Here is a 21,732-nt window from a genome sequence, read left to right as displayed (position 1 = left end):
AAAGTCAATTTAATAAATCCGTAAAACGGCGGAATTAACCTTACTTGTTGAAAGGTGTATCCGCAATCTTAATCGAGTCCGTCGGACAGCCATCTGCAGCATCTTGCAGATCGTCGAACAAATCTTCCGGAATGTCCGTTACGCCGCGGTTGGCGTCTCCCTCGTAGATGACTTCAGCCAGTCCTTCATCGTCATAATCGTAAATGTCAGGAGCCGTAGCGCCACAGGCTCCGCATGCGATGCAGGTATCTTTCTCAACCCAAGTGTATTTAGCCATTATTATTTGCCTCCTACTAATCAATCAGCTCCGCCCAAAGCAGGCCGTTATTTTAACGATTGTCGTTCCTTGGTGGACGAGTTGTCGTTTCTTCTTGTCATATTAATATAAAAAGACGGCAATTTCAATCCGTATTCCCGTGCTTTTGTTAAGACTGCTCTAATTACGTCACTCCTCATCCTGCTGCGGGGGGCGCAGCTGATCCTTCTGCAGCGAGGTGCCGCGGGCCTTGTGATTGCGCAGCAGATCAGTGTGCGGATCGCTTAACATCCCCGCTGTCAGCACGGCGTTCTCGCCGAATTTGTTGCGCAGCATATCCATTACCTGGTTTAGCGATTCCTTTTTCGGCTGACGCTCGTAATCGAAGAGATCAAGCTGAATGGCGGAATCCTCCTTCGGAGTTAAGCCGTGCAGCGTCACTCCGAGCAGACGGATGGGCTTATCCTCATCCCAATGCTTTTGAAACAGCGCGCAGGCCGCTTTATATATTTCCTCAGCCGTCTCGGAAGGAACTTCCATCTGCCGCGAGCGGGTAATGGTCTTCATATCAGGGGTCCGCACGGTAAGCTGAACGCCGGAAGCGACGAGCTTCTGCCTACGCAGTCTTCTGGCCACCTGGTCGCTTAAGGCAAGCAGAACCGGCCGCGCTTCGGCTATCCCTGAGATATCGCCGGGCAGCGTCGTCGTATGGCCGATCGATTTGCTCTGCTCCCGTTCCGGATTCACGGGGGAATCGTCGATGCCATTCGCTGCGCGTTTAAGCCAGGAACCAAGAACGCCGAAGACGTCAAGCAGCATTCTTTCATCCGCCGCAGCCAGCTGACCGATGCTGTAAATGCCCAATTTTTTCAGCTTATCCGCCGTCTTGGCGCCGATCCCGAACATCTCTCCGCAAGGCTTGTTCCACAGCACCTTCGGCACATCCCGTTGTCTTAAGATTGAAATACCGCTCGGCTTCTTGAGATCCGAGGCCATCTTGGCGAGCAGCTTGTTGGGAGCGATTCCGATGGAGCAGGGCAAACCAAGCTCCCCCATGATTCGGTTCTGAATGGCCTCGGCAATCTCCGGCGGTGTGCCGAACTGGCGCGATCCCGTAATATCGAGATAACACTCGTCGATGGATACCGCTTCCAGTAATGGCGTATAGCTGTAGGCAATCTGCATGAAGGCTGCCGAATAACGGCGGTAGAGATGGAAGTCGGGCTTGATGACAATGAGTTCCGGACATACGCGCAGGGCCCTCTGCACCTGCATGCCCGTAGAAATGCCGCGCCGCCTTGCAGGATAGGAGCAGGTGACGATAATTCCTTTACGCAGCTCCACGCTTCCGGCCACCGCTGTCGGTCTGCCTTTATAAGCTTCCGGATTCTCTGCCTCATGGACGGAACAGTAGAACGCATTCATATCCACATGCAATATAACCCGGCCGCTTGCGGGATAATACCGGTCTACATTATCACTCATGTCAGCCCTCTTCCTTCATGCAATACTGGTGCTGCCTCAATTTCCCTGCTAATTTTCAGCATACCGCTCCCCGCTTAACAGGTCAATCCGGATTGAAACGCATGCCCGCCGCAATTTTCCGCTCTTTTTTACTGGAATTAAATATTAATGTGTGAGTTCTCTGTTACATTCCAGCGTAAAAATGCTATAATATATAAATTCATTCCCCCTGAAGGAGGACGCACATGTCTAAGTCCATCTCCATCTTCGATACAACGCTGCGCGACGGCACCCAAGGCGAAGGAATCAGTCTGTCGGCGGACGACAAGCTGAAAATCGCCAGGAAGCTCGACGATCTGGGTGTGCACTACATTGAAGGTGGCATTCCGGGAAGCAATATGAAGGATATCGAATTTTTCAAAAGAGTAAAGGATCTTCATTTGAATGCCAAAATTACCGCATTCGGCAGCACGCGCCGCAAGAACTCGCAGGCGGATCAAGATGACAATCTCCAGCGCATACTGGCAGCAGGCGTACCCGCAGCGACACTGGTCGGCAAATCATGGGACTTCCATGTGCACACCGCCCTACAAACCAGTCTTGAGGAAAATCTAGCTATGATCGGCGATTCCATCGCTTATTTAAAAAGCAAAGGGCTTGAAGTCATTTTTGACGCCGAGCACTTCTTCGACGGATATAAGAATAATCCCGAGTATGCTGCGGCAGTCATGTCGCGCGCACGCGAAGCGGGAGCGGATTGGCTCGTAATGTGCGATACCAATGGAGGAACCTTGCCGCATGAGATTCGGGATATTATCTCCTCTTTGACTCTTCATCTTCCCGGCGCGCCGCTTGGTATCCATACCCATAACGACTGTGAGCTTGCCGTAGCCAACGCGCTCAGCGCTATTGAGGCCGGAGCCCGGCAGGTGCAGGGTACGATCAACGGATACGGCGAGCGCTGCGGCAACGCCAACCTCTGTTCCATCATTCCGACACTGCAGCTCAAGATGGGCTACAGCTGCATTCCGGGTGATTCTCTGCCGCAGCTTACGAATACGGCCCGCTACGTCAGCGAGGTCGCCAATGTCAATATGCCGGTGAATCAGCCCTATGTGGGAAGCGCGGCGTTTGCCCATAAAGGCGGCATTCACGTCTCCGCCATTCTGCGTGACTCCCGCACCTACGAGCATATCGCCCCCGAATTGGTCGGCAACAAGCAGCGTGTGCTGGTCTCCGAACTGGCCGGTCAGAGCAATGTGCTATCCAAAGCGCAGGATATGGGCCTGAATCTTGACCCTAGCAGCGAGCAGGCGCGTAAAGTGATCGACAAGATCAAGGATCTGGAGCATCAAGGTTACCAGTTCGAAGGCGCCGATGCTTCGCTGGAGCTGCTGCTGCGTGAAGCGACAGGCGAGATGAACGAGTTGTTCACCTTTGAGTCGTTCAAGATGCTCGTAGAGAAATCCGCCGGAAAACCGGTTGTCTCGGAAGCATTCGTCAAGCTGAAGGTTGGAGGCGAAACTCTTTATACCGCCGGTGAAGGCAATGGCCCCGTCAATGCTCTGGACAATGCGCTGCGCAAGGCGCTTCTGGCTCATTTCCCGCAGCTTAAAGACATGCACCTGTCCGATTACAAGGTCCGTGTGCTGGACGAGAAGGATCAGACTGCCGCGAAGGTCCGTGTGCTGATCGAATCCAAAAATTTCAGTGATACCTGGAGCACTGTCGGCGTATCCGCCAACGTTATCGAGGCGAGCTGGGAAGCGCTGGTTGACAGTATGCGTTACGCCCTGCTCGGTCAAATGTCGCCGGAAGTGACCGATCTTCTGGATCTGGGGCAGCGCGGCCTGGTCAATCATTAATTTAACCGCCCCCCAGCATCAACACTTTGCATGCCAAAGAGCCGCTTCCCTTGCGCATCACGCGCGGAAACGGCTCTTTTTTTACCAAATAAATTCGATTTCGTAACCATTTGTCAGCAACCGAATCTGGGCACACGGGATTGCTCAATAAGAGTTCGGCCGGCATCTGTTGGTCATGTTATCCTTACAAGCGCTGCTGCATCAGTTTCTCCAGCTTCTCGTCAAGCTGCTCTGCGGTTAGTCCCCCGAGAATAATCTCGGAAATAACGCCGCTGCGGTCGATTAGCACATTGGTAGGAAACACGGTGCCATTGTATTTGGCATAAGCCTCTCCCTTAAGATCGAACATTACGGGAAAGATAAGCTTATACTTTTTCACAAAACGCTCCGCATTGACCTTGTAATCGTAGCTTGTCACATTTATCCCATAAATATCAAGCGTATCCTTGTACTTCTCGGCTATTTTGTTTAGTTCAGGCGCTTCTGCCTGGCAGGGATCACACCAGGAAGCCCAAAAATTAAGCAGTATCGCCTTATCCCTTGCTCCGCCGACAGCATAAGTGGTCCCATTCTCACCCTGAATCGTAAAAGAGGGCGCCAGAAGTCCAGCCTTAGGTCCGCTCTCGGTCAGCAGGGCCTTGCCGTCAGCTGGAAGAATGGCCTGTTCAGCCGGCGGCGCATCATTAAAATGCTGAACCGTTTCCGTCTTTCCTTCGCGATGCTGCAGCAAAATAACGGATACCACAACTAACGCCAAAATGACGATTACCAGGTTTCTACGGTTTGCCATCTTCATCGTAGGTTATCCTTTACACATGGAGTAGTTAACTCCTATTGTACCCCCGTCTAGGCAAGTTTCAAACGGAACATCGGAAATACCACGTATACACCGTCATTTTTTCCTGGCCAAACCGAGTGTTTGCCATGCGTTTATAATTTTGGACAAAAAAAGGGGATTTCGTCCAGGACGAAACCCAATGAAGAGAGAGGGGTGAACAATGACAGCATTCCAGGGAAAAGTCCCGCCTATATGGCTAAAACCTTCCGTATACCAAGCGCTGGGGAAGCATTTGGCATCCGCTCTTCCGCATGAAGCATGCGGCGTCCTGCTGGGTGCTGCCGCAGCGGGCGGCATGCGCATCGACACCTATGTGCCCATGCGCAACGTAGCGCCTGACCCGCTGCACGCTTTTGTCCCGCATCCGGCTGACTGGATCTCGGCGCTATATCTGGCGCCTCCTCCGATCGGCCTGTTTCACTCCCATCCGCTTGCAGCCCCCCAACCCTCTTCCGCCGACTTTGACGGATTAACCGGACTGGGTGGCCACTTTGCGGTATATTTGATTGGTGCTCCCGGCATAGAGCCGACGCATTCCATTCTTCTGAACGGTTATGGCATTCAGCGTACCCGAACCGAAGACGGGGATCTATCCGTCTCGCTGATTGAAGCGCAGCTTCAGGTTCTGCTCAAGTAAGCATATAGGTCTCCCAGTGTCTCCACCTTCTTGTGCTGGGAAATTTCACGCAGGTAAGACACCCAGAGCTTAGCCGTCATTTTGGCGTCTTCCAGCGCGTTATGTCTTCCGCAAATCGGGATGCCATGCACCGTCAGCAGTTCATCAAGCGTGTAGTTGCCCCGGTTTGGCTCCAGCCAGCGCGCAAGCATCATCGTATCCAGCACGCGGTGGGTTAACTGAACCTTGGATGTCTTCCAAAGCGCAGCGTTCAGAAACGATTTGTCATGAGCACTGGCATGAGCGACCAATACTCTTTTACCTACAAATGACATAAAATTATGAAGTCCGTCAATAAGTGAAGGCGCAGCTTTGCACATTTCTTCGGTAATTCCCGTCAATTCGGTAATATTCGCCGGAATAGAGGTCTGGCAATTGACAAGCGTGTAAAAGTACTCGTCCTCCATGACCTCCTCCCCGACGACCTTAATCGCCCCAAATGACAGAATCTCATCCCCGTGTTGACTGGAAAATCCAGTAGTTTCCAAATCAAACACAATGGTCTCCAGCTCGGACAGCGGAGTATGCAGCACCTCCGGCCGGCGTTTCTCCCTCATCAAAGACCTGATAAAAGCCATTTGCTGAGCGGTCTGCTGTGCGGATTCACCGCCACGAATCGAAGCGATCGCAGACGGCATGCCGCCGTGTCTCAAGTTGTTCCAGAACCCGCCGCCTTTGTTCGGCTCCTTCATAGCTGTCTCCTTTCCGCTAACCGGAGCTGGCGCTGAAGAACGCGATGGATGCGTCTGACAAGCAGTAGGCTGTCTCGCAGTTCGGACATCAGCTGCCTGTTCCTCAGTTCATTTTCGGATGCAAAATCACTGCCCGACAAAAGTCCGTCATTAACCGAATAGGGAGTATTGACCCTCATCTTTAGCGCCGTCAGGAACGCGCTCCGCACACCTTCCGGCAGATGCTGGTACTCCTTGCTTAGTATTTCCAGTCTTTCTAATGTCGAGGTCTTGCGAATTCCATGCTGCAAAGCAAAATATCTTACACCGTTAACTAATGGGATGTATACTCCATATTTGACGTCAAATCCGCCGGCATGCTCCCCGAACCGTTCGGTGAGCACCTGCCCGAGCAGATTAAGCGTCGCTTTATGACGGACGGTATTTCGCAGAACAGCCGCCCAAAGCTTGGGGTTATCGATAAACCCATCATGATAAAAATCCAGCCACTGCTCGGAGAGGCTGCGGTCTCCCGCAACATGACGCATATCGGAACAGATAATAAGATATCGAATAGGTTCCCATTCAAACTGAGTTCTCCAGCCCGTCAACTGTTCCTTCCACTCAATCAGAGTCTTCCGCCACATCGGCTCGGAAACCATGACCTTGCCTTCACATTTCTCATATCCGCTATCAGCCAGCAGTAAGGAAAGCCTGATCCCGAATTCTTCAAAATACTTCTCCTTCGCTTCCTCCGGTTCCCCTTCAATAATCAGCCCGTTATCCTGATCGCTCCACAGCGTCGTTTCTTTTCTTCCCGCGCTGCCAAACACAATAAAGGAATAAGCGCAGGGAGGCGGGCCATGGCCCGCCTCAATCATCTGCGCCTCGGATAAAACAACCGCCGCTTCTGCGATAGCATCATGCATCGCATTGACACGCAGCATCCATTCCTCAATTGGGATAACATTTAACTGTTCCAGGAGAATGCTCTGACAGGCTATGCGCCTTGTCTTCAGCTCCTGCGGCGAACCGGATGTTACGATGGACTTATAAACTGCCTCATAGTCCCAATCGTTAGACTCCGCCTGGGTCACTCGGTCCGCCTCCCTGATGTGATCATATAATTATTTCTTTGGGGATTCGGATTCCGAAATCAGCTTCATTTGCTCAGGATAACCGTAAGTGCCATGTTCGCTGATATCCAGACCCATCAATTCTTCTTCTTCGGTAACGCGAATGCCGCTTACCAGCTTCATGATATACAGGAAGATGAAGGACAGGATTGCTACGAAGGCAAAAGTTCCGATTACACCGAGAACCTGAACACCAAGCTGGTGTACGCCGCCGCCATAGAACAAACCGGCTTTACCGATGCCTACTGTGTCTACAAGCTCAGGAGTCGCGAACAAGCCAGTGGATACCGCACCCCACATACCGGCGATGCCGTGTACGGAGAAAGCGTAGATTGGATCGTCAAGACCCGCACGTTCCAGCCATTGTGAAGTCATGAACGTAAATGCACCAGCAACAAGGCCGATAACAAAGGCTGCCCAAGGTTCAACAAAGGCGCAGGCGCCGGTAATGGCTACAAGAGCGGCCAGAACGCCATTCAGCATGGCCGGAATATCAGACTTGCCGAAGTACAGCCAGGAGGCTACCAGGGCCGCAAGACCACCCGCTGCCGCTGCAATGTTCGTGGTTAATGCCACATACCCGAAGAATCCGCCCATTGGGCTCAGTGCGCTGCCGGGGTTGAACCCAAACCAGCCGAACCACAGAATGATAACGCCGAGAACCGTGAATACTTGGTTATGTCCCGGAATAATAACCGGTTTGCCTTCTTTGTTGAATTTGCCAAGGCGAGGTTTGAGCAGAATGGTAGCGACTACCGCTGCCGTTGCACCCGTCAGATGGACCACTGTCGAACCTGCGTAGTCCTGCATGCCCATCGTTGCCAGCCAGCCGCCGCCCCATACCCAGTGAGCGACAACCGGGTAGATAAAGATGGAGAACAAGATGCCGAAAATAATATATACGCTCAGCTTCGCGCGTTCAGCCATACCGCCGGAGACGATGGCAAGCGAAACAGCCGCAAACGCCATTTGGAACAGGAATTTTACGTTCAGGGTTACATCGGAGAATGCCAGCGATTCAAAGGAAGAAGCCATCGAATCACCGCCATATCCAAAGCCCGTTGTACCGAAGAAATCGTTGCCGTTGCCGAAGCCCAAGCCAAAGCCCAGCGCCCAGAAGCAAATGCTGGCAATCGCAAGCGTCAGCACCGTCTTGCCGGCTACATGGCCCGCGTTCTTCATACGAACCGAACCCGCTTCCAGCATGGCAAAGCCAGCTTGCATAAAGAATACCAGAATAAATGCCAAATAAGTAAAAGCTGTGTCCAGACCGATTTGCAGGTCCGGAGCAGTAGGACCGTCAGCGGCAAAAGCGCTGACCGGGTAAATCGTCAGCGTTAGCATCGCTAACACAAAACATAACCACTTTCTCTTCATTACTCCCCACTCCCCTATGTAATATATTCTAACAAAGCATGAAACTCTTAATGTCATTATAAGCAAAACGAAGCAAAATTGACAAGAGTATTTTTCACGAAACGAGAAATAAATTTTTAGTAAATAATTAGCAGTATCAATCGAGAATTAGATGAATATACTTTTTGAAAGCGTGACGTTTGACTGTATGGTTTTCAGTTTGATATCATTAATAGACAAATCAAGGAAATACAGCACCCGTTTACCCGGAGCCTGAACATTTCCTTCTGCGAGGTGAGCAGCATGGGGATATGAACCTATACCGGATCGGCGAACTGGCCAAGGCGGCTCATATCAGCGAACGCACTATTGATTATTATACCAAGCTTGGACTGATTCATCCCGAGACAAGAAGTATGAAAAATTACCGGCTCTACAGCGATGAAACCTTGGATACTCTGGAACGTATTAATCAATTGAAACAAGAAAAATATACATTGGAAGAAATCAAGTCCATTATAGCCAGGTGGAACGGGGCAACCCCCGATCCCGATGTATCCAGTAAGCTGGCGGAGCTTGAGGCTCATATGCAGCAGCTCCGGCGCGAGGTCATGGCGCTTGAACCGGCGCTGAGCCGAATGAAGCCGGGACAGGCCAAGCTGGCCTTGGCTCATCTGATTCCGCAGGGAGCCGCCTGCATTGAAGCCATACGTCTTCTATTGACGCAAGTGCCGCCATTCTAATTCAAACGACCAGAAAGTGGAGGAATGAGTAAATGATGTATCTATTAGTAATAGTAGCTTTTCTCTTCTCGTTATGGGCTCAGTTCAGGGTAAAGGGAACATTTAACAAATGGGCTCAGGTTGCCAATCAGAACGGGATGACCGGTTACGAGGCCGCAAGACGAATGCTCGATTCCAATGGCCTCGGCGATGTTCCGATTGAGCCCGTCCCAGGCGCGCTCACCGACCACTATGACCCGATTCACCGGGTTGTCCGTTTGTCGGAGCCTGTATACTATGAACGCTCAATTTCAGCTGTCTCCGTGGCCTGCCACGAGGTGGGGCATGCCATCCAGCACAAAGTACATTATCCAATGCTGGTGCTTCGCCACCGGATGTTCCCGATCGTTAATTTTGCTTCGGGCGTCGCTCCTTTCATGCTGCTCGCCGGCTTCCTGTTCAGTTCCTTGAACCTGATCGGCCTCGGTATTATTTTCTTCTCGGCGGCTGTGGCCTTCCAGCTTGTAACATTGCCGGTGGAATTCAATGCCAGCAACCGGGCCCGTCAAGTCATGGTGGAGCAAGGCTTTATCCGAAATGATGAAGAACGCGGAGTCGCCAAAGTGCTTAACGCCGCAGCGCTGACCTATGTTGCCGCCGCTCTCGTCTCCGTACTTGAGCTGCTTCGCCTGATTATGGTCTATACCAGCAATCGCGACTAACTAGCAACTGTACACATAACCCTTGGATCACAACAAACCCCGGAAGGCTCTAGGAGCCGACCGGGGTATTATTTTGCCGTGTTCTGAAATAAGTCAGCAGAAAAGCCCTGAACGAACGCGCGACCAGCGGGAGCCTGCCGTCCGAACGATGTATAAGTCCGATTGTTCGGGTAACCGCTGGCTCTTCCACTCTCACCTGAGCCGGTTGAAGCGAGTTCGTCGGGAACAGAGCCATTTCCGGCAGCAGACTGACTCCCATTCCTGCAGCGACGAGGCCGCGTATCGTATCCGTCTCTCCTCCCTCAAACGCGATCTGCGGCGTAAATCCCGCTTTCAGACAGGCCTGCCAGACGATAGGGCGAAGCGAGTACCCCGGACTGAACAGCACGAACTGTTCATCCTTCAGCTGTTCAAGACGTATAATCTTCTCCTCGGCAAGCGGATGATTCTGAGGAAGGATCGCGAACAGCTCTTCCGTCATGACCACATCCCCGATCAATTGCTCGTCACTATCCGGGCAGGGGGATATGAAAGCCAAATCTACTTCGCCTGAAAGCACATCCTTGATTAAAGAGGGATACATTCCCTGCTTAAAGCGAAATTTGACATGCGGATAATGCCTGCGGAACTCTGCAACGATGGTAGGAATCAAATGCGTTCCCACACTGTTCGGAAAACCGATCCGGATCTCTCCCCGTTCAGGGTCCAGAAATTCGTGAATTTCGGCCACGGACCGGTCCAGATCCTTCAGGATCGATTCCACCCGTTTGCAGAACAGCTGCCCTACCGGTGTAAGGTGCAAATTCCTGCCTTTTTGCATAAACAAATCAATGCCCAATTCCTGCTCCAGCAGGTGAATTTGCCGGCTGACCGCCGACTGCGCCACATGCAGCTCCTCAGCCGCTTTGGTGACATGCTCTTTCTGGGCAACCTTCAAGAAATACTGCAGTTGTCTAAGCTCCACGCCATAATCTCCTCCGTCCTGCGCTTCTTTCTAATTGGATAATTCTCATCATCGCGGCCGCCTGCGGGGCAGCGCCCGAATAATGAGGCCATATAAGAAGAAACCGCCGATTAAACCGCCAATATGGGCGGCCCAGTTCACATTTGGCGTAACGAAGGACATAATAATCCCCATCGTCAGCAGGCCGTACAACGTCCTGCGCGAACCTTCATCCATCATTGTGCGCTGAAACAGGGCAATATACAGGAACGCGCCATAGACAGCGAAAATCGCCCCTGAGGCGCCGACCGAAACAGTCACCACTTCCTCCGTGCCGCCCCCCAATGCTCCATTGGACAAAATATTACCGACGACACCGCCCATCAAATACAGCAGCACATAACGCCACCAGCCCATAAGCCGTTCAAGCGGCGGGGCAAATACCAGCAGCGCAAAGCAGTTAAACAACAGGTGAGAAAACCCATTATGCAGAAAGATCGACGCAACATACCGCCACAGCTCTGTTCTTTGCGGTCCGGCGTCCGTCATTGCGCCGAAGCGCAGCAGGGTATACGGATTCGTCGAGCCGCCATTCAACGTAAGCACCATAAACATGACGATATTTACTAAAATGATGAGGCTTGTGACAGGATAAAATTTAAGATAGCTTTTCCAATTTTCATAACGAATAAATATCATGGCGTCACCCTTCTCTTCCTTTCTTGTTCTATATACGCCCCAGGTTGGACAGGGTCTCATTAAAAAGATTATAATTTATTATGGCGGCAACAAGCCAATTTTGTTAGTTCAAGGAGGAATATTCAGTGACGCAAGAAAGAACAGGCGCAGCCACTTTTAAGGGAAATCCGATCACTCTTATAGGACCGAAGCTGAGTGCCGGCGATCCGGCTCCCGATTTTATTCTCAGCAAAAATCTGCTCGAGGAAGCTACCTTGAAAGACTTCAGTGGAAAAGTAAAGCTCATCAGCGTAGTTCCTTCACTTGATACCGGCGTCTGCGACGCGCAAACCCGCCGATTTAACAGTGAAGCTGCAGAACTTGGCGATGAGGTCGTCATTCTGACTGTCAGTGCCGATCTTCCGTTCGCTCAGGCCCGCTGGTGCGGCGCCGCAGGAATCGACCGCGTCATTACGCTCTCGGATTACAAAACGAACGCTTTCGGCGAGGCCTACGGTGTGCTGATCAAGGAATTTAAGCTCGATATGCGCTCTATCTTTGTAATTGATAAAGATGACAAGATCACTTACGTGGAATATCTAGGCGAAATGGCCGAGCATCCTAACTACGAAGCCGCTATTAGCGCGGTCAAGAGCTTGTTGTAACAGCGAACTTACACTTTCATGTTTAAAAAGCGGGAGAAGGCATTCCTTCTCCCGCTTTTTTGCAAGCAAAAACAAGCCAATTTCCATCTTGGCAAAGATGGGTAAATTTGTTTCTTCCATAATATAAGCGCATACAATACGCGCTTTCCTTCGATAATTCCCGCAGCAGGATTTAATCGAGCTTATGTTTGCCGATCTTCTTGTCCAGCGTCTCGTACAGACGTTGAATGACCCGGTAATTAGAGCCCAAATCACCAAGTGAGCCCCGAGATGCCGAATAGACATCAACCGCACACCGCGTTGGCGAGGTATTAAGCACGGAAACGGTAATATCCAGCGTTCGGCCGAATGCCGTCTTTTTCTCCAGGGTAATCTCTCCTACTGATTGAACTTCATGAAGTACTCTAAAGCCTGGAATCTTCTTTAAAGTGGAGGACACTTCCTCCCATCCCTTTTCTTTGGTGAGGTTGTAATAGCGCGTTTTCAAAGCAGGTTCTTTGGCGCGGTCGCTAGTTCCCTCATGGCTGCGAAACAAGCCGACCAAGGTTCTTTTTAAAGACAACTTACTTCCCCCTCATATCCCAAGTTCACTTAGTTCAGTGTATCACTCTTGCCCCGGGAACAAAAGTAAAATGCTTATTTATCCCCACTGCAGTCTACATTTCGGCAAACAAGAAGGCGCCCAGTCTCCCGCTTAGGGTAACTTGGGCGCCTTCGTACGCGATAAAAGAAAACCCGCCTATGCCGTCCGGCTACAGTGTCTTCTGAACCTGCAATAGCAGGTGGGTGATCGCAGTTGCGGTTTTGAAGTCCCCTTGTCATATAGACAGGGCCTTTCAGCTGCGCTTCATGTAGATCTCCCAAGACATTATCATTGGTTCAAAACAACGAGCAGCCGATAACGTACATCGCAGGATTTAGCCTTATTATATTGCGTTTTAACGAAAAAGTAAACCTTGTATGCGCTTTATTTTACGTGAGAAGGTTTTTCTTTTTATACAAGGATAACAGTCTACAGCAGAATACGCTGAATTAAGGGCGGGTTTGCTCCTCGTCAGGCGTCTCTTTAGAAAGGTTGACTCTCTCTGAAATTTCTTCCGATTCTTCGTTATCCGCGCCGCCCTCAGCCTCTAGAGCTTCTTCTTCCTGACGTTTTCTCGTTTCCGCCTGAAGCTGCAATTTGTTGTATGTAGCATAGAAATTAAAGAAAGCAACTATGGCGATCAGCGTTGGAATACACACAAAATAGAGTGCAGGATATCTCAAACCGATGTAAGCGAGCACAACACCGGCCACAAGCGTAGTAAACACTCGGATCGGGCGGGCGATGGTCAGCAGAATGGAGTTGGTCATCACTTGCTTGAATGTCATCTGATAGTGAACGACAGCAGAAAAAAAGTTGAACATCGACACCATGAGGACAATCATCAGAACAAGCATCAAAATACCAATAATTTTGAAATCGGCCATTTGTGTCATATAAATCGTTACATCAAAGTACATCACTAGGAACAACAGCGTATAGATTAGACCGCCAAGCATGCTCTTCAAGTAATTTTCTTTATATCCCTGAAAAAACGTCTTGAATGTGCTTATGTCCGTATTGCCCATTACCCACTTGCGGACCACCGTGAACAGCGCCGAGGTTGCCGGAAAAACTGTAAACGGAGCCGTGATGGCAAGGCCCCAGTTTAAGGTGCCCTGCTCGTTTGCTCCCCCTTGGCCCGTCGCCATCAGCATGAATTTCATCACAATAAAAAACAAAAACGGAGATGAACATAAGGTCCACAGCACATTGCTGAACGCTATGCGTGAAATCCACTCCGTGATGCGGTATAAACCGCCCATTGCGCCTTTAAATTCCACTTTCCTTCCTCCTGTCTCTTCGCTACTGCATAGCTTAACTATACCTTATTTCACCCTGGCATTTCCATAGCCCAAGTACGTATGTTTGGGCGAAAGACCTAAGCAAACCGATGACAACGGTCATACATTAGAATCGCGACCCAGATAATCACCGCTTTGGCAAAGGAGGCATATATCATGACCGCACCTGTAGGCTACGGCGCCTGGACTTCGACCACTACGATTCTGGTACTTTTCATTCTGCTTGTCATCATCACCCAAATGATGTTCGTGTAACTTCCTCCTGATAAGGGTCTGTCTTACTCGTAGAGAAATTAAAAAAAGAAGACAGCGCGCACAGGGTGCGCACCATCTTCTTTGCTGCTCTGGGCTTGTCACAGCCCGGCAGGCTTAAATATCAAAAGAGTCCTCACGCTTCGGCGTGCGGCGTTCACCGTCGGCCGGACGCTGGAATTTGCGTTCTCCACCGCGATAATTTGAACCTTCACGGCTGCTTCCCTCACGGCTTCCTTTGTATCCGCCGCCACTAGCGCCGCCACTAGCGCCGCCGCTGTTATATCCGCCACGGTTGCCGCCGCCCTCGCGGTTGCCACGGTATCCTCCACCGCCGCCGCCATAGCCGCCACGGTTGCCGCCATAGCCGCTAGGCTTACGGCCGCTGCGGATGTCATTCTTGCCGCCCCGGCGTTTGACGCGGATCGGCTCTTCCGGTGTCAGCTGGATTTCGGAATCCTTCTTCTCCCCGGTAAGAAGCTGCATCGCTGCGGACAGCAGTTGAACGGAATCATACTGTTCGAGCAGTTGGATCGCAATGCCCTTGTACTCGTTCAGTTCGCCATTCTCCATCGTATCCATCAGCCGTTCGGCTGCAACGCGCTGCTTGCCTTCGATCGCTTCAGCCATCGTAGGCAGCGGCTTACGAGTAATCCGGTGACGGGTCACACGCTCGATAAGGCGGAGATGGTCGATTTCACGCGGAGTCACAAACGACCAAGCGGAGCCTTCCTTGCCTGCGCGTCCAGTACGTCCAATACGGTGTACATAGCTTTCCGGGTCCTGCGGCAGGTCAAAGTTGATGACATGCGTTACGCCGGAAACGTCAAGGCCGCGGGCCGCCACGTCGGTTGCAACCAGCACGTCGATGCTGCCGTCGCGGAATTTGCGCATCACGGCGTCGCGCTGATTCTGAGACAGGTCGCCGTGCAGGCCGTCCGCAGAGTAACCGCGTTTTTGCAACGCTTCAGACAATTCGTCAACCCTGCGCTTCGTGCGTCCGAACACAATCGCAAGATCCGGAGATTCCATATCGATCAAACGGCTTAGTGCTTCGAACTTCTGGCGTTCCGGAACTTCAATATACGCCTGATCGATAAGCGGTGCGCTGACCTGCTTCGGAATGACGGAGACATGCTCAGGGTTCTTAAGGAACTGCTGAGCAAGGCGCTGGATGTTCGGAGGCATTGTTGCCGAGAACAGCATCGTCTGCCGTTCTTCCGGAACCAGCTTCAGGATGGACTGGATATCTTCCATGAAGCCCATATCCAGCATTTCATCCGCTTCATCCAGTACAACGGTCTGCACGTCGTCCAGACGGATCGTCTTGCGGTTGATGTGGTCAAGCAGACGTCCCGGCGTACCGATAATGACCTGCGGTTTCTTCTTCAGACCGCGGATTTGGCGGCCGATGTCCTGACCACCATAGATTGGCAGGGAACGGATTCCCTTGAAACGACTAAGCTTGCCGATTTCTTCTGCTACCTGAATGGCAAGTTCACGGGTCGGCGTCATGATCAGCGCCACGATTTTTTCTTCCTCACGGGGGATCTTAGTGATAAGAGGGATTCCAAAAGCTGCCGTTTTCCCGGTACCGGTTTGAGCTTGTCCGATCAAGTCACTCCCTGTCATAGCGATTGGGATAGACTGGGATTGAATCGGAGTTGCCTCCTCGAATCCCAGTTCTGTGATGGCTTGCAACACTTTCGGATCCAAGTCGAATTCTGCAAATGTTTTCAAATTATTCATGCTCCTTCTATACAGTGGACATTCCACATGCTTGTCTGTATTCTTAAGTAGCGGCAAACATTTATAGGGTGTCCAATCATGCCGGAAACTCTGCATGGTTTCGCGTAAGGGGACGGCGGGCCGTCCTTTCATCAGGTGCTCCAATTGGCCCGAACAACAGTAGCTTCACATTCGAAACAATGCAAAAAGTTCATTGTAACGCTCTACTCAAGAATATCCTATACATTATATCACAAATCCAAAGAGGAATACCAGCGTATTCCTTTCATTCGTTTTTACATCGCTTGCATTCTTACTTACATCCATTATCGGAAGGTGATTTTCGCTTGCTTAGATATTGCTTCAACCTTCTGGCCGTGATCTTTGGTTCTGGGCTGATTGCCGCCGGCTTCAATCTGTTCCTCATTCCCCACCGGCTGCTGAGCGGCGGCGTGTCCGGCCTGTCCATGCTGGCAAGCTATTTTACTCCGCTAAACGTCAGTCTGCTGTATTTGCTCTTCAACATTCCTCTGCTGGTTACCGGATGGTTTCAGCTTGGCCGGCGTTTTATCGTGCTGAGCATTGCGTCGGTTGCCGCAGCAACTTGGTTTATTGAAATCATTCCCGCGATGCCGCTTGTCTCCGACATGCTGCTCGCCTCCGTATTCGGCGGAGTGCTCGTGGGGGTAGGCAGCGGAATTTCGTTCCGCGCAGGCGGTTCTTCCGGAGGCTTCGATATTCTGGGATCAATCATCAGCCGCCATAGGGACTTTCCCATTGGCAGCATACTCGTTTCCCTTAACGCGCTAGTTATCCTGGCCGCAGGTTATCTGGAGAATAACTGGAACATCGCTCTTGCTTCCATGGCCTCCATGTACGTAACCGGCCGGGTAGTGGATCTGATTCACGTCAGCCATATTAAAGTTACTGTATTAATTGTTACGAACCGTACGGACGAAATGCTGCAGCACCTGCTTGAACTTCAAAGAGGCGTAACCAAAATCAAGACCGAAGGCGCTTATTCCCATACGGAAAAGGACATGCTAATGACAGTGACGACCCGTTACGAGCTGGCGGAGCTCAAACGAATCATCAAACAGAGCGATCCGCAGGCTTTTGTCAATATTTTGGAAACGGTCGGTATTATGGGTTCGTTCCGAAAACGGTAATTGTTAATTGGTGCACATGCTTAAAAATTGTGATATATTAATGATGCGCAGAAGTCAATACATGCTCTTGAAGATTCTGCTCTGCCCTCTTTTCCAGGCACTTGTCGTTTTTCTGGGTGAAACCTGAATTTAAGTTCAGCAACATTCGAAAAAGGAAAGGGTGATTACTGTGGAAATGGAAACGGTGAAATTGTCAGAAATCGTCATGAAGTGGTATCCGGATATGATGCCGTTTCTCAAGCAGGACGAACTCGATTCCATGATCGTTCTGCGGGACGGGCTGAGCATTCTGGACTCTGCTGATGCGATGGACATCATTCAGTACAGCATTTGCGAGCATCAGGATTCTGCGTATCTTCAATGAAGGAATCACGAGTTTTTAAGGTTGCCGCTTGGACCGGCGTATTTGCCGGGTCAGGCGGCATTTACTTTTTTATAGTTTTACGATCAGCGGAAGATTGATAAATCGTTTCATTATTGTTACAAACCTGTTCTTTTTATTAGTTGCCATTCTTATTATAATTTATACCAACGTACATAAAAGAGGAGAGAGAAAAATGAACATCACTTGGGCTATATTGATGATGGCCCTAGGAAGTGTGGGCGTCCAACAGGGGCAATCACAAGCTGACGCGACTGCCGTGCTTCAATCCGCCACTAATACGGCCGTTGTCGCAAATCAGACCGCCCCGCCAAGCGCAACCGGAGGTGGGGCGGATTCGGCACCAGGAGGCGCTGCCTCAACTCCTGCACCTTCCGCTTCGCCGGGTGCGACCGCAACCGTAGACGCCGCGCCCCTACCTGATCCTCAGCCGGACGCTCCCAAGGTCAAGGGAATATACGTCACGGCGTACAGCGCAGGCGGCTCGCGGATGGATACGCTGCTAAATTTGATCGATACAACGGAACTGAATGCGATGGTTATCGACATCAAGGACGACGCCGGTTACATCACCTACAAGACGGATAACGCAGAATTGCAGCAGTTGGGCAAGCCCCAGCCTTTTATCGGCGATGTCAACAAATTGATGGAACGGCTCAAGAAGCATAATGTCTATCCGATCGCCCGGATCGTTGTCTTCAAGGATTCCGTACTCGCCAAGAAAAACCCGCAATTGTCATTTGTGAAGAGCGACGGTTCTGTATGGCACAACAAAGGCGGGGACAGCTTCGTCAATCCCTATAACGAGAACGTATGGAAATACAATGTAGAAATCGCCAAAGAAGCAGTCAAGCTCGGCTTCAAGGAAATCCAGTTCGATTACGTCCGATTCCCTGAAGGATTTGAAAAACGGGCGGATTCGCTGAAATACACCAAGGACGCAGGAAAAAGCCGGGTTCAAATCGTTTCCGACTTCGTCAAGTACGCGAAGCAGGAATTAAACCCGCTTGGCGTAAGGGTATCCGTCGATATTTTCGGCTATGCCGCCTCGGTTCCAGCTGCCGAAGGAATCGGCCAGGATTTCGTGAAAATTTCCAAGAACGTGGATGTCATCAGTCCCATGGTTTACCCAAGCCATTATTCCACCGGCTGGTTCGACGTCAAGGACCCGGATAAGAACCCTTACGCTACCATTAAAGGCTCTATGGTGGACACCCACAAGAAATTGAATCCGCTTGGCAGCTATAAGCCGATTATCCGGCCTTGGATTCAAGACTTCACAGCCAGTTGGCTCGGCAGCGGGCATTACATCAAATACGGCAAGCAGCAGGTGGAAGACCAGATCCGTGCGATGAACGAACAAAATATTGACGAATTCCTGTTATGGAATGCGAGCAACCGCTATACGCCTGGTGTCGACTACGAAAAATAACGAATACTGCAATTATTCATTCATCAAATTTAGTCTTATATTATGATCAAAGACCCGGCTTAAGTGCCGGGTTCTTTGCTGGAAACGGGTGTGCAGCGGCTCATGCTCACTCATGTTCCCGATTTTTCAAACTTAAAGATAACGAGGCATATTTCATGATACCAACAACATCATTAGGCCAAAAAACAATCCAGTTTCTCCATATTCTCTTCCCCATCCTCATCACTCAAATCGCCTTGTCCGCGATCGCTTTTTTCGATACGAACATGTCCGGAAGATTTGGTACTGCCGACCTCGCCGGGGTCGCGATCGGCACCAGCCTGTGGATTCCCGTCCAAACTGGACTGAACGGTATCTTAATCGGCCTTACCCCAATCGTTTCGCAGCTGTTAGGAAAACGGCGTGAAGGCGAAGTGGCTTACAAAGTCATGCAGGGCATCTGGCTGTCGCTTATCGTATCCTTTTTTGTGCTGGCGCTTGGAGCGCTCGCTTTGGGACCGGTTCTGGGCTTTATGAACCTTGAACCATCCGTACGTAGCATCGCCTTTCGCTTCCTGACCGCCATATCCTTCGGAGTCATTCCGCTGTTCGGGTACACCGTGCTGCGAAGCTGTATTGATGCAACCGGTCAAACCCGGGTGTCCATGTTCATTACTCTGATCGCCCTGCCTGTAAATGTCGGCCTGAATTACCTGTTGATCTTTGGCAATCTTGGCTTTCCCCGCATGGGCGGAGTCGGTGCCGGCGTGGCTTCTGCCATCACTTACTGGGTCATTTTTGGCGTGGCGCTTCTGTTTATATTTCGGGCAGAACCTTTCAAGAATCTGCGGATTCTCCGCAAATTTCACGCGCTCTCGCCAGCGGCCATTAAGGAGCAGCTCTTGATCGGCGTGCCGATTGGCTTCTCCATCTTTTTTGAAACAGCAGTCTTCTCCACGGTTACCCTGCTGATGAGCCGGTTCGATACGATAACGATTGCCGCCCATCAGGCGGCGATCAACTTTGCCTCCATGCTGTACATGATTCCGCTCAGCATCTGTATGAGTCTTACCATTCTTGTCGGCTTCGAGGCTGGTTCGGGAAGATTGAAGGATGCCCGCCAGTACAGCCTGCTCGGCATTGGCTCGGCCGCCGCCATGTCCCTGGCCACCGCACTCGTGCTGCTCTTTGCCGGCAGTCATGTGGCGGGCTTATATTCAACCGATCCGGAAGTTATCGCGCTGATCAAGCATTTTCTAATCTATGCGATCTTTTTTCAAATCTCCGATGCCATTGCGACGCCTACCCAAGGCGTTCTGCGCGGGTATAAGGATGTGAATCCAGCCTTTATCATTTGCTTCGTCGCCTATTGGATTATCGGGCTGCCCATCGGCTATGTTCTTGCCGAACATACGTATTTAGGTGCGTACGGGTACTGGATCGGGCTGATTACGGGTTTGGCTATTGGGGCGGCGCTGCTGCTCAATCGGCTCTTCAAAGTCCAGCGCCGATTTGCGGCGCAATATGCAGGAACGCAGACGGAGAGCTAACCGAGCTGCGGCTAAGAAATTGCAGCACTCTTGAATTAACACTAAGAAAGGCCGCTCATTAGGCAGATCAATCTGCTGAGGAGCGGCCCTTTTTACCAATACTATATATGTTCCTATCTATCGGCTTTTTTTGACAAGAAGTTCTACCGCAAGCGATCATCCGGACGCCTGACTTGGCCGCATTCTCAATCAGCTTTTCCAGCGAGTCAACGTTTTTTCGGCGCATAATGCTCCGTATCATTTGGGCCCCCAGCCCGCCCATGTTCATAGGGGTCTTTAGTCAACGCTTAATCGCTGTCAATAAAAAGGCTTCCACGATATTTCACGCAGCAAAAAAGCCCCACGACGATTCGCGCAGGGCTTGTCCTTCTTAATATGATCAATCTTATTGTGACAGGCGCAAAGCCAGGTGATAAGTCTCAAGATCGAATTCTTTCTTCGTGTTGACGACAAGATCGATATCCGTAAGAGTAAGCTCGCCATTAATGATACCGCAGGCTTTGCCCGATTCACCCTCAATCAATCTGCGTACAGCAAAATCACCCAAACGGCTCGCCAGATTACGGTCTGCCGGAGTCGGGCTGCCGCCACGCTGGATATGTCCCAGTACGGTTACGCGAGCGTCGATCGAAGCATGGCGGTCTTTGAGCGCCTGGGCGATATCTTCGCCTCTGCCTACGCCTTCAGCCACGATAATAATACTATGGCGCTTGCCTCTGGCAAAGTTGTCCTTCATCCGGTCAGCAACTTCATCCAGATCGAAAGGCATTTCGGGCACAAGGATCGTTTCCGCGCCGGAAGCTAGTCCCGCATGCAAGGCGATGTCGCCGCAGTGCCGCCCCATAACTTCAACGACTGAAGAACGTTCATGGGAAGACATCGTATCCCGCAGCTTATTAATGGCATCCACAACAACGCTGACAGCGGTATCGAAACCGATGGTGAAATCGGTAAAGGAAATATCATTGTCAATCGTTCCTGGAAGCCCCATCGTCTTGATGCCGAGCTTGCTCAATTTGTTTGCCCCGTTGTATGAGCCGTCGCCGCCGATCACGACAAGTCCGTCGATGCCGTACTCGCGCAAGATATCGGCACCTTTTTGCTGGCCTTCCGGCTGCAGGAATTCCAGACAGCGGGCGGATTGAAGAATTGTGCCGCCGCGCTGAATAATGTCGCCGACGCTGCGAATCGTCATCGGGAAAATATCCCGGTTCAATAGCCCATGATATCCGCGCTGAATACCGAATACATCAATGCCATGATAAATAGCGCTGCGCACGACGGCGCGAACGGCGGCGTTCATCCCTTGCGAATCTCCACCGCTTGTCAATACTGCAATTTTCTTTACATCTGCCATACGA

General features: G+C 51.0%; 23 protein-coding genes and 1 other RNA gene. 10 read left to right on the top strand and 14 right to left on the bottom strand.

Annotated elements, in window-relative coordinates; translation table 11 throughout:
- Nucleotides 1–40: 40 nt before the first annotated feature.
- Both KP014_RS13645 and KP014_RS13640 read right to left on the bottom strand, forming a co-directional pair.
- Nucleotides 41–277 carry a ferredoxin gene (locus tag KP014_RS13645; RefSeq protein ID WP_036592254.1) on the bottom strand — a complete coding sequence of 79 codons (237 nt, stop codon included), beginning with the start codon at nt 275–277 and terminating at the stop codon, nt 41–43.
- A gap of 168 nt (nt 278–445) precedes the next feature.
- Complete coding sequence (locus KP014_RS13640; RefSeq protein ID WP_036592255.1) at nt 446–1,741, bottom strand: DNA polymerase IV; 1,296 nt, start codon at nt 1,739–1,741, stop codon at nt 446–448.
- A 224-nt stretch (nt 1,742–1,965) separates the two neighbouring features.
- Between KP014_RS13640 and cimA the strand changes: the two genes are divergently transcribed.
- Entirely contained in the window at nt 1,966–3,585 is a 1,620-nt protein-coding gene (cimA, locus tag KP014_RS13635; RefSeq protein ID WP_036592256.1) for a citramalate synthase, read from the top strand.
- A gap of 184 nt (nt 3,586–3,769) precedes the next feature.
- Here the strand turns inward: cimA and KP014_RS13630 are convergent, their stop codons facing one another.
- Entirely contained in the window at nt 3,770–4,381 is a 612-nt protein-coding gene (locus KP014_RS13630) for a TlpA family protein disulfide reductase (protein ID WP_051499692.1), read from the bottom strand.
- A 202-nt stretch (nt 4,382–4,583) separates the two neighbouring features.
- Here KP014_RS13630 and KP014_RS13625 point away from each other — a divergent pair, with 202 nt between their 5' ends.
- Nucleotides 4,584–5,060 (top strand): M67 family metallopeptidase, encoded by a 477-nt coding sequence (locus KP014_RS13625; RefSeq protein WP_051499695.1) that lies wholly within the window; start codon nt 4,584–4,586, stop codon nt 5,058–5,060.
- On the opposite strand, the gene KP014_RS13620 is transcribed toward KP014_RS13625, so the two are convergent.
- The 3 genes from KP014_RS13620 to KP014_RS13610 are packed head-to-tail and all read right to left on the bottom strand — an operon-like array spanning nt 5,042 to nt 8,283.
- Complete coding sequence (locus KP014_RS13620) at nt 5,042–5,791, bottom strand: exonuclease domain-containing protein (RefSeq protein ID WP_036592257.1); 750 nt, start codon at nt 5,789–5,791, stop codon at nt 5,042–5,044. The genes KP014_RS13625 and KP014_RS13620 overlap by 19 nt on opposite strands.
- On the bottom strand, nt 5,788–6,867 hold the full coding sequence (locus KP014_RS13615) for a DUF294 nucleotidyltransferase-like domain-containing protein (protein WP_036592258.1): 1,080 nt from the start codon (nt 6,865–6,867) through the stop codon (nt 5,788–5,790). The genes KP014_RS13620 and KP014_RS13615 overlap by 4 nt, the downstream gene beginning before the upstream one ends.
- A gap of 30 nt (nt 6,868–6,897) precedes the next feature.
- Nucleotides 6,898–8,283, bottom strand: coding sequence for an ammonium transporter (locus KP014_RS13610; protein WP_090834559.1), 1,386 nt, complete (start codon nt 8,281–8,283; stop codon nt 6,898–6,900).
- Between the two features lie 290 nt (nt 8,284–8,573).
- Here KP014_RS13610 and KP014_RS13605 point away from each other — a divergent pair, with 290 nt between their 5' ends.
- Nucleotides 8,574–9,005 carry a MerR family transcriptional regulator gene (locus tag KP014_RS13605; protein ID WP_036603763.1) on the top strand — a complete coding sequence of 144 codons (432 nt, stop codon included), beginning with the start codon at nt 8,574–8,576 and terminating at the stop codon, nt 9,003–9,005.
- A gap of 32 nt (nt 9,006–9,037) precedes the next feature.
- The gene (locus KP014_RS13600; protein ID WP_036603766.1) at nt 9,038–9,706 is read left to right on the top strand and encodes a zinc metallopeptidase; all 669 of its coding nucleotides are present in this window, start codon (nt 9,038–9,040) and stop codon (nt 9,704–9,706) included.
- Between the two features lie 49 nt (nt 9,707–9,755).
- On the opposite strand, the gene gltC is transcribed toward KP014_RS13600, so the two are convergent.
- Both gltC and KP014_RS13590 read right to left on the bottom strand, forming a co-directional pair.
- Entirely contained in the window at nt 9,756–10,670 is a 915-nt protein-coding gene (gltC, locus tag KP014_RS13595) for a glutamate biosynthesis transcriptional regulator GltC (RefSeq protein ID WP_036603768.1), read from the bottom strand.
- Nucleotides 10,671–10,718: 48 nt separating this feature from the next.
- Complete coding sequence (locus KP014_RS13590) at nt 10,719–11,348, bottom strand: rhomboid family intramembrane serine protease (RefSeq protein WP_036603770.1); 630 nt, start codon at nt 11,346–11,348, stop codon at nt 10,719–10,721.
- Nucleotides 11,349–11,473: 125 nt separating this feature from the next.
- Here KP014_RS13590 and tpx point away from each other — a divergent pair, with 125 nt between their 5' ends.
- A complete protein-coding gene (gene tpx, locus KP014_RS13585) occupies nt 11,474–11,992 on the top strand; it encodes a thiol peroxidase (protein ID WP_036603773.1) in 519 nt (172 codons plus the stop codon).
- Nucleotides 11,993–12,164: 172 nt separating this feature from the next.
- On the opposite strand, the gene KP014_RS13580 is transcribed toward tpx, so the two are convergent.
- The 3 genes from KP014_RS13580 to KP014_RS13570 form a co-directional block, all read right to left on the bottom strand.
- Complete coding sequence (locus KP014_RS13580) at nt 12,165–12,554, bottom strand: DUF1499 domain-containing protein (protein WP_036603776.1); 390 nt, start codon at nt 12,552–12,554, stop codon at nt 12,165–12,167.
- 166 nt (nt 12,555–12,720) lie between these two features.
- A non-coding RNA gene (gene ssrS, locus KP014_RS13575) (6S RNA) lies at nt 12,721–12,912 on the bottom strand.
- Between the two features lie 112 nt (nt 12,913–13,024).
- A complete protein-coding gene (locus KP014_RS13570; RefSeq protein ID WP_036603779.1) occupies nt 13,025–13,858 on the bottom strand; it encodes a YesL family protein in 834 nt (277 codons plus the stop codon).
- Nucleotides 13,859–14,035: 177 nt separating this feature from the next.
- On the opposite strand from KP014_RS13570, the gene KP014_RS13565 reads away from it, so the two are divergent.
- The gene (locus KP014_RS13565) at nt 14,036–14,134 is read left to right on the top strand and encodes a hypothetical protein (RefSeq protein ID WP_036603782.1); all 99 of its coding nucleotides are present in this window, start codon (nt 14,036–14,038) and stop codon (nt 14,132–14,134) included.
- A 114-nt stretch (nt 14,135–14,248) separates the two neighbouring features.
- Here KP014_RS13565 and cshA read toward each other — a convergent pair whose 3' ends face one another.
- Nucleotides 14,249–15,871 (bottom strand): degradosome RNA helicase CshA, encoded by a 1,623-nt coding sequence (gene cshA, locus KP014_RS13560; protein WP_090834558.1) that lies wholly within the window; start codon nt 15,869–15,871, stop codon nt 14,249–14,251.
- Nucleotides 15,872–16,206: 335 nt separating this feature from the next.
- Here cshA and KP014_RS13555 point away from each other — a divergent pair, with 335 nt between their 5' ends.
- The 4 genes from KP014_RS13555 (at nt 16,207) to KP014_RS13540 (ending at nt 20,371) form a co-directional block, all read left to right on the top strand.
- Complete coding sequence (locus KP014_RS13555) at nt 16,207–17,028, top strand: YitT family protein (protein WP_036589329.1); 822 nt, start codon at nt 16,207–16,209, stop codon at nt 17,026–17,028.
- Nucleotides 17,029–17,203: 175 nt separating this feature from the next.
- Nucleotides 17,204–17,392 carry a hypothetical protein gene (locus KP014_RS13550; protein ID WP_175491940.1) on the top strand — a complete coding sequence of 63 codons (189 nt, stop codon included), beginning with the start codon at nt 17,204–17,206 and terminating at the stop codon, nt 17,390–17,392.
- Nucleotides 17,393–17,585: 193 nt separating this feature from the next.
- Entirely contained in the window at nt 17,586–18,842 is a 1,257-nt protein-coding gene (locus KP014_RS13545; RefSeq protein WP_036589333.1) for a putative glycoside hydrolase, read from the top strand.
- 155 nt (nt 18,843–18,997) lie between these two features.
- Nucleotides 18,998–20,371: an MATE family efflux transporter gene (locus KP014_RS13540; RefSeq protein WP_090834556.1), complete on the top strand. Its 1,374-nt coding sequence runs from the start codon at nt 18,998–19,000 to the stop codon at nt 20,369–20,371.
- Nucleotides 20,372–20,438: 67 nt separating this feature from the next.
- Here KP014_RS13540 and KP014_RS29365 read toward each other — a convergent pair whose 3' ends face one another.
- Nucleotides 20,439–20,633: a DsrE/DsrF/DrsH-like family protein gene (locus KP014_RS29365; protein WP_367888872.1), complete on the bottom strand. Its 195-nt coding sequence runs from the start codon at nt 20,631–20,633 to the stop codon at nt 20,439–20,441.
- A gap of 123 nt (nt 20,634–20,756) precedes the next feature.
- Nucleotides 20,757–21,728: a 6-phosphofructokinase gene (gene pfkA / locus KP014_RS13530; RefSeq protein WP_036602135.1), complete on the bottom strand. Its 972-nt coding sequence runs from the start codon at nt 21,726–21,728 to the stop codon at nt 20,757–20,759.
- Nucleotides 21,729–21,732 lie beyond the last annotated feature (4 nt).

Origin of the sequence: Paenibacillus sophorae (assembly GCF_018966525.1) — a bacterium.
Lineage (GTDB): Bacteria > Bacillota > Bacilli > Paenibacillales > Paenibacillaceae > Paenibacillus_AQ > Paenibacillus_AQ sophorae.
The sequence above is the reverse complement of the archived record's forward strand: the minus strand, read 5'-3'. Positions and strand labels throughout refer to the sequence as shown.

Coding starts and splice junctions, on each gene's coding strand:
- KP014_RS13645 (WP_036592254.1), bottom strand. CDS start 277: ATGGCTAAATACACTTGGGTTGAGAAAGATACCTGCATCGCATGCGGA.
- KP014_RS13640 (WP_036592255.1), bottom strand. CDS start 1,741: ATGAGTGATAATGTAGACCGGTATTATCCCGCAAGCGGCCGGGTTATA.
- cimA (WP_036592256.1), top strand. CDS start 1,966: ATGTCTAAGTCCATCTCCATCTTCGATACAACGCTGCGCGACGGCACC.
- KP014_RS13630 (WP_051499692.1), bottom strand. CDS start 4,381: ATGAAGATGGCAAACCGTAGAAACCTGGTAATCGTCATTTTGGCGTTA.
- KP014_RS13625 (WP_051499695.1), top strand. CDS start 4,584: ATGACAGCATTCCAGGGAAAAGTCCCGCCTATATGGCTAAAACCTTCC.
- KP014_RS13620 (WP_036592257.1), bottom strand. CDS start 5,791: ATGAAGGAGCCGAACAAAGGCGGCGGGTTCTGGAACAACTTGAGACAC.
- KP014_RS13610 (WP_090834559.1), bottom strand. CDS start 8,283: ATGAAGAGAAAGTGGTTATGTTTTGTGTTAGCGATGCTAACGCTGACG.
- KP014_RS13605 (WP_036603763.1), top strand. CDS start 8,574: ATGAACCTATACCGGATCGGCGAACTGGCCAAGGCGGCTCATATCAGC.
- KP014_RS13600 (WP_036603766.1), top strand. CDS start 9,038: ATGATGTATCTATTAGTAATAGTAGCTTTTCTCTTCTCGTTATGGGCT.
- KP014_RS13590 (WP_036603770.1), bottom strand. CDS start 11,348: ATGATATTTATTCGTTATGAAAATTGGAAAAGCTATCTTAAATTTTAT.
- KP014_RS13565 (WP_036603782.1), top strand. CDS start 14,036: ATGACCGCACCTGTAGGCTACGGCGCCTGGACTTCGACCACTACGATT.
- KP014_RS13550 (WP_175491940.1), top strand. CDS start 17,204: ATGGAAACGGTGAAATTGTCAGAAATCGTCATGAAGTGGTATCCGGAT.
- KP014_RS13545 (WP_036589333.1), top strand. CDS start 17,586: ATGAACATCACTTGGGCTATATTGATGATGGCCCTAGGAAGTGTGGGC.
- KP014_RS13540 (WP_090834556.1), top strand. CDS start 18,998: ATGATACCAACAACATCATTAGGCCAAAAAACAATCCAGTTTCTCCAT.
- KP014_RS29365 (WP_367888872.1), bottom strand. CDS start 20,633: ATGGGCGGGCTGGGGGCCCAAATGATACGGAGCATTATGCGCCGAAAA.
- pfkA (WP_036602135.1), bottom strand. CDS start 21,728: ATGGCAGATGTAAAGAAAATTGCAGTATTGACAAGCGGTGGAGATTCG.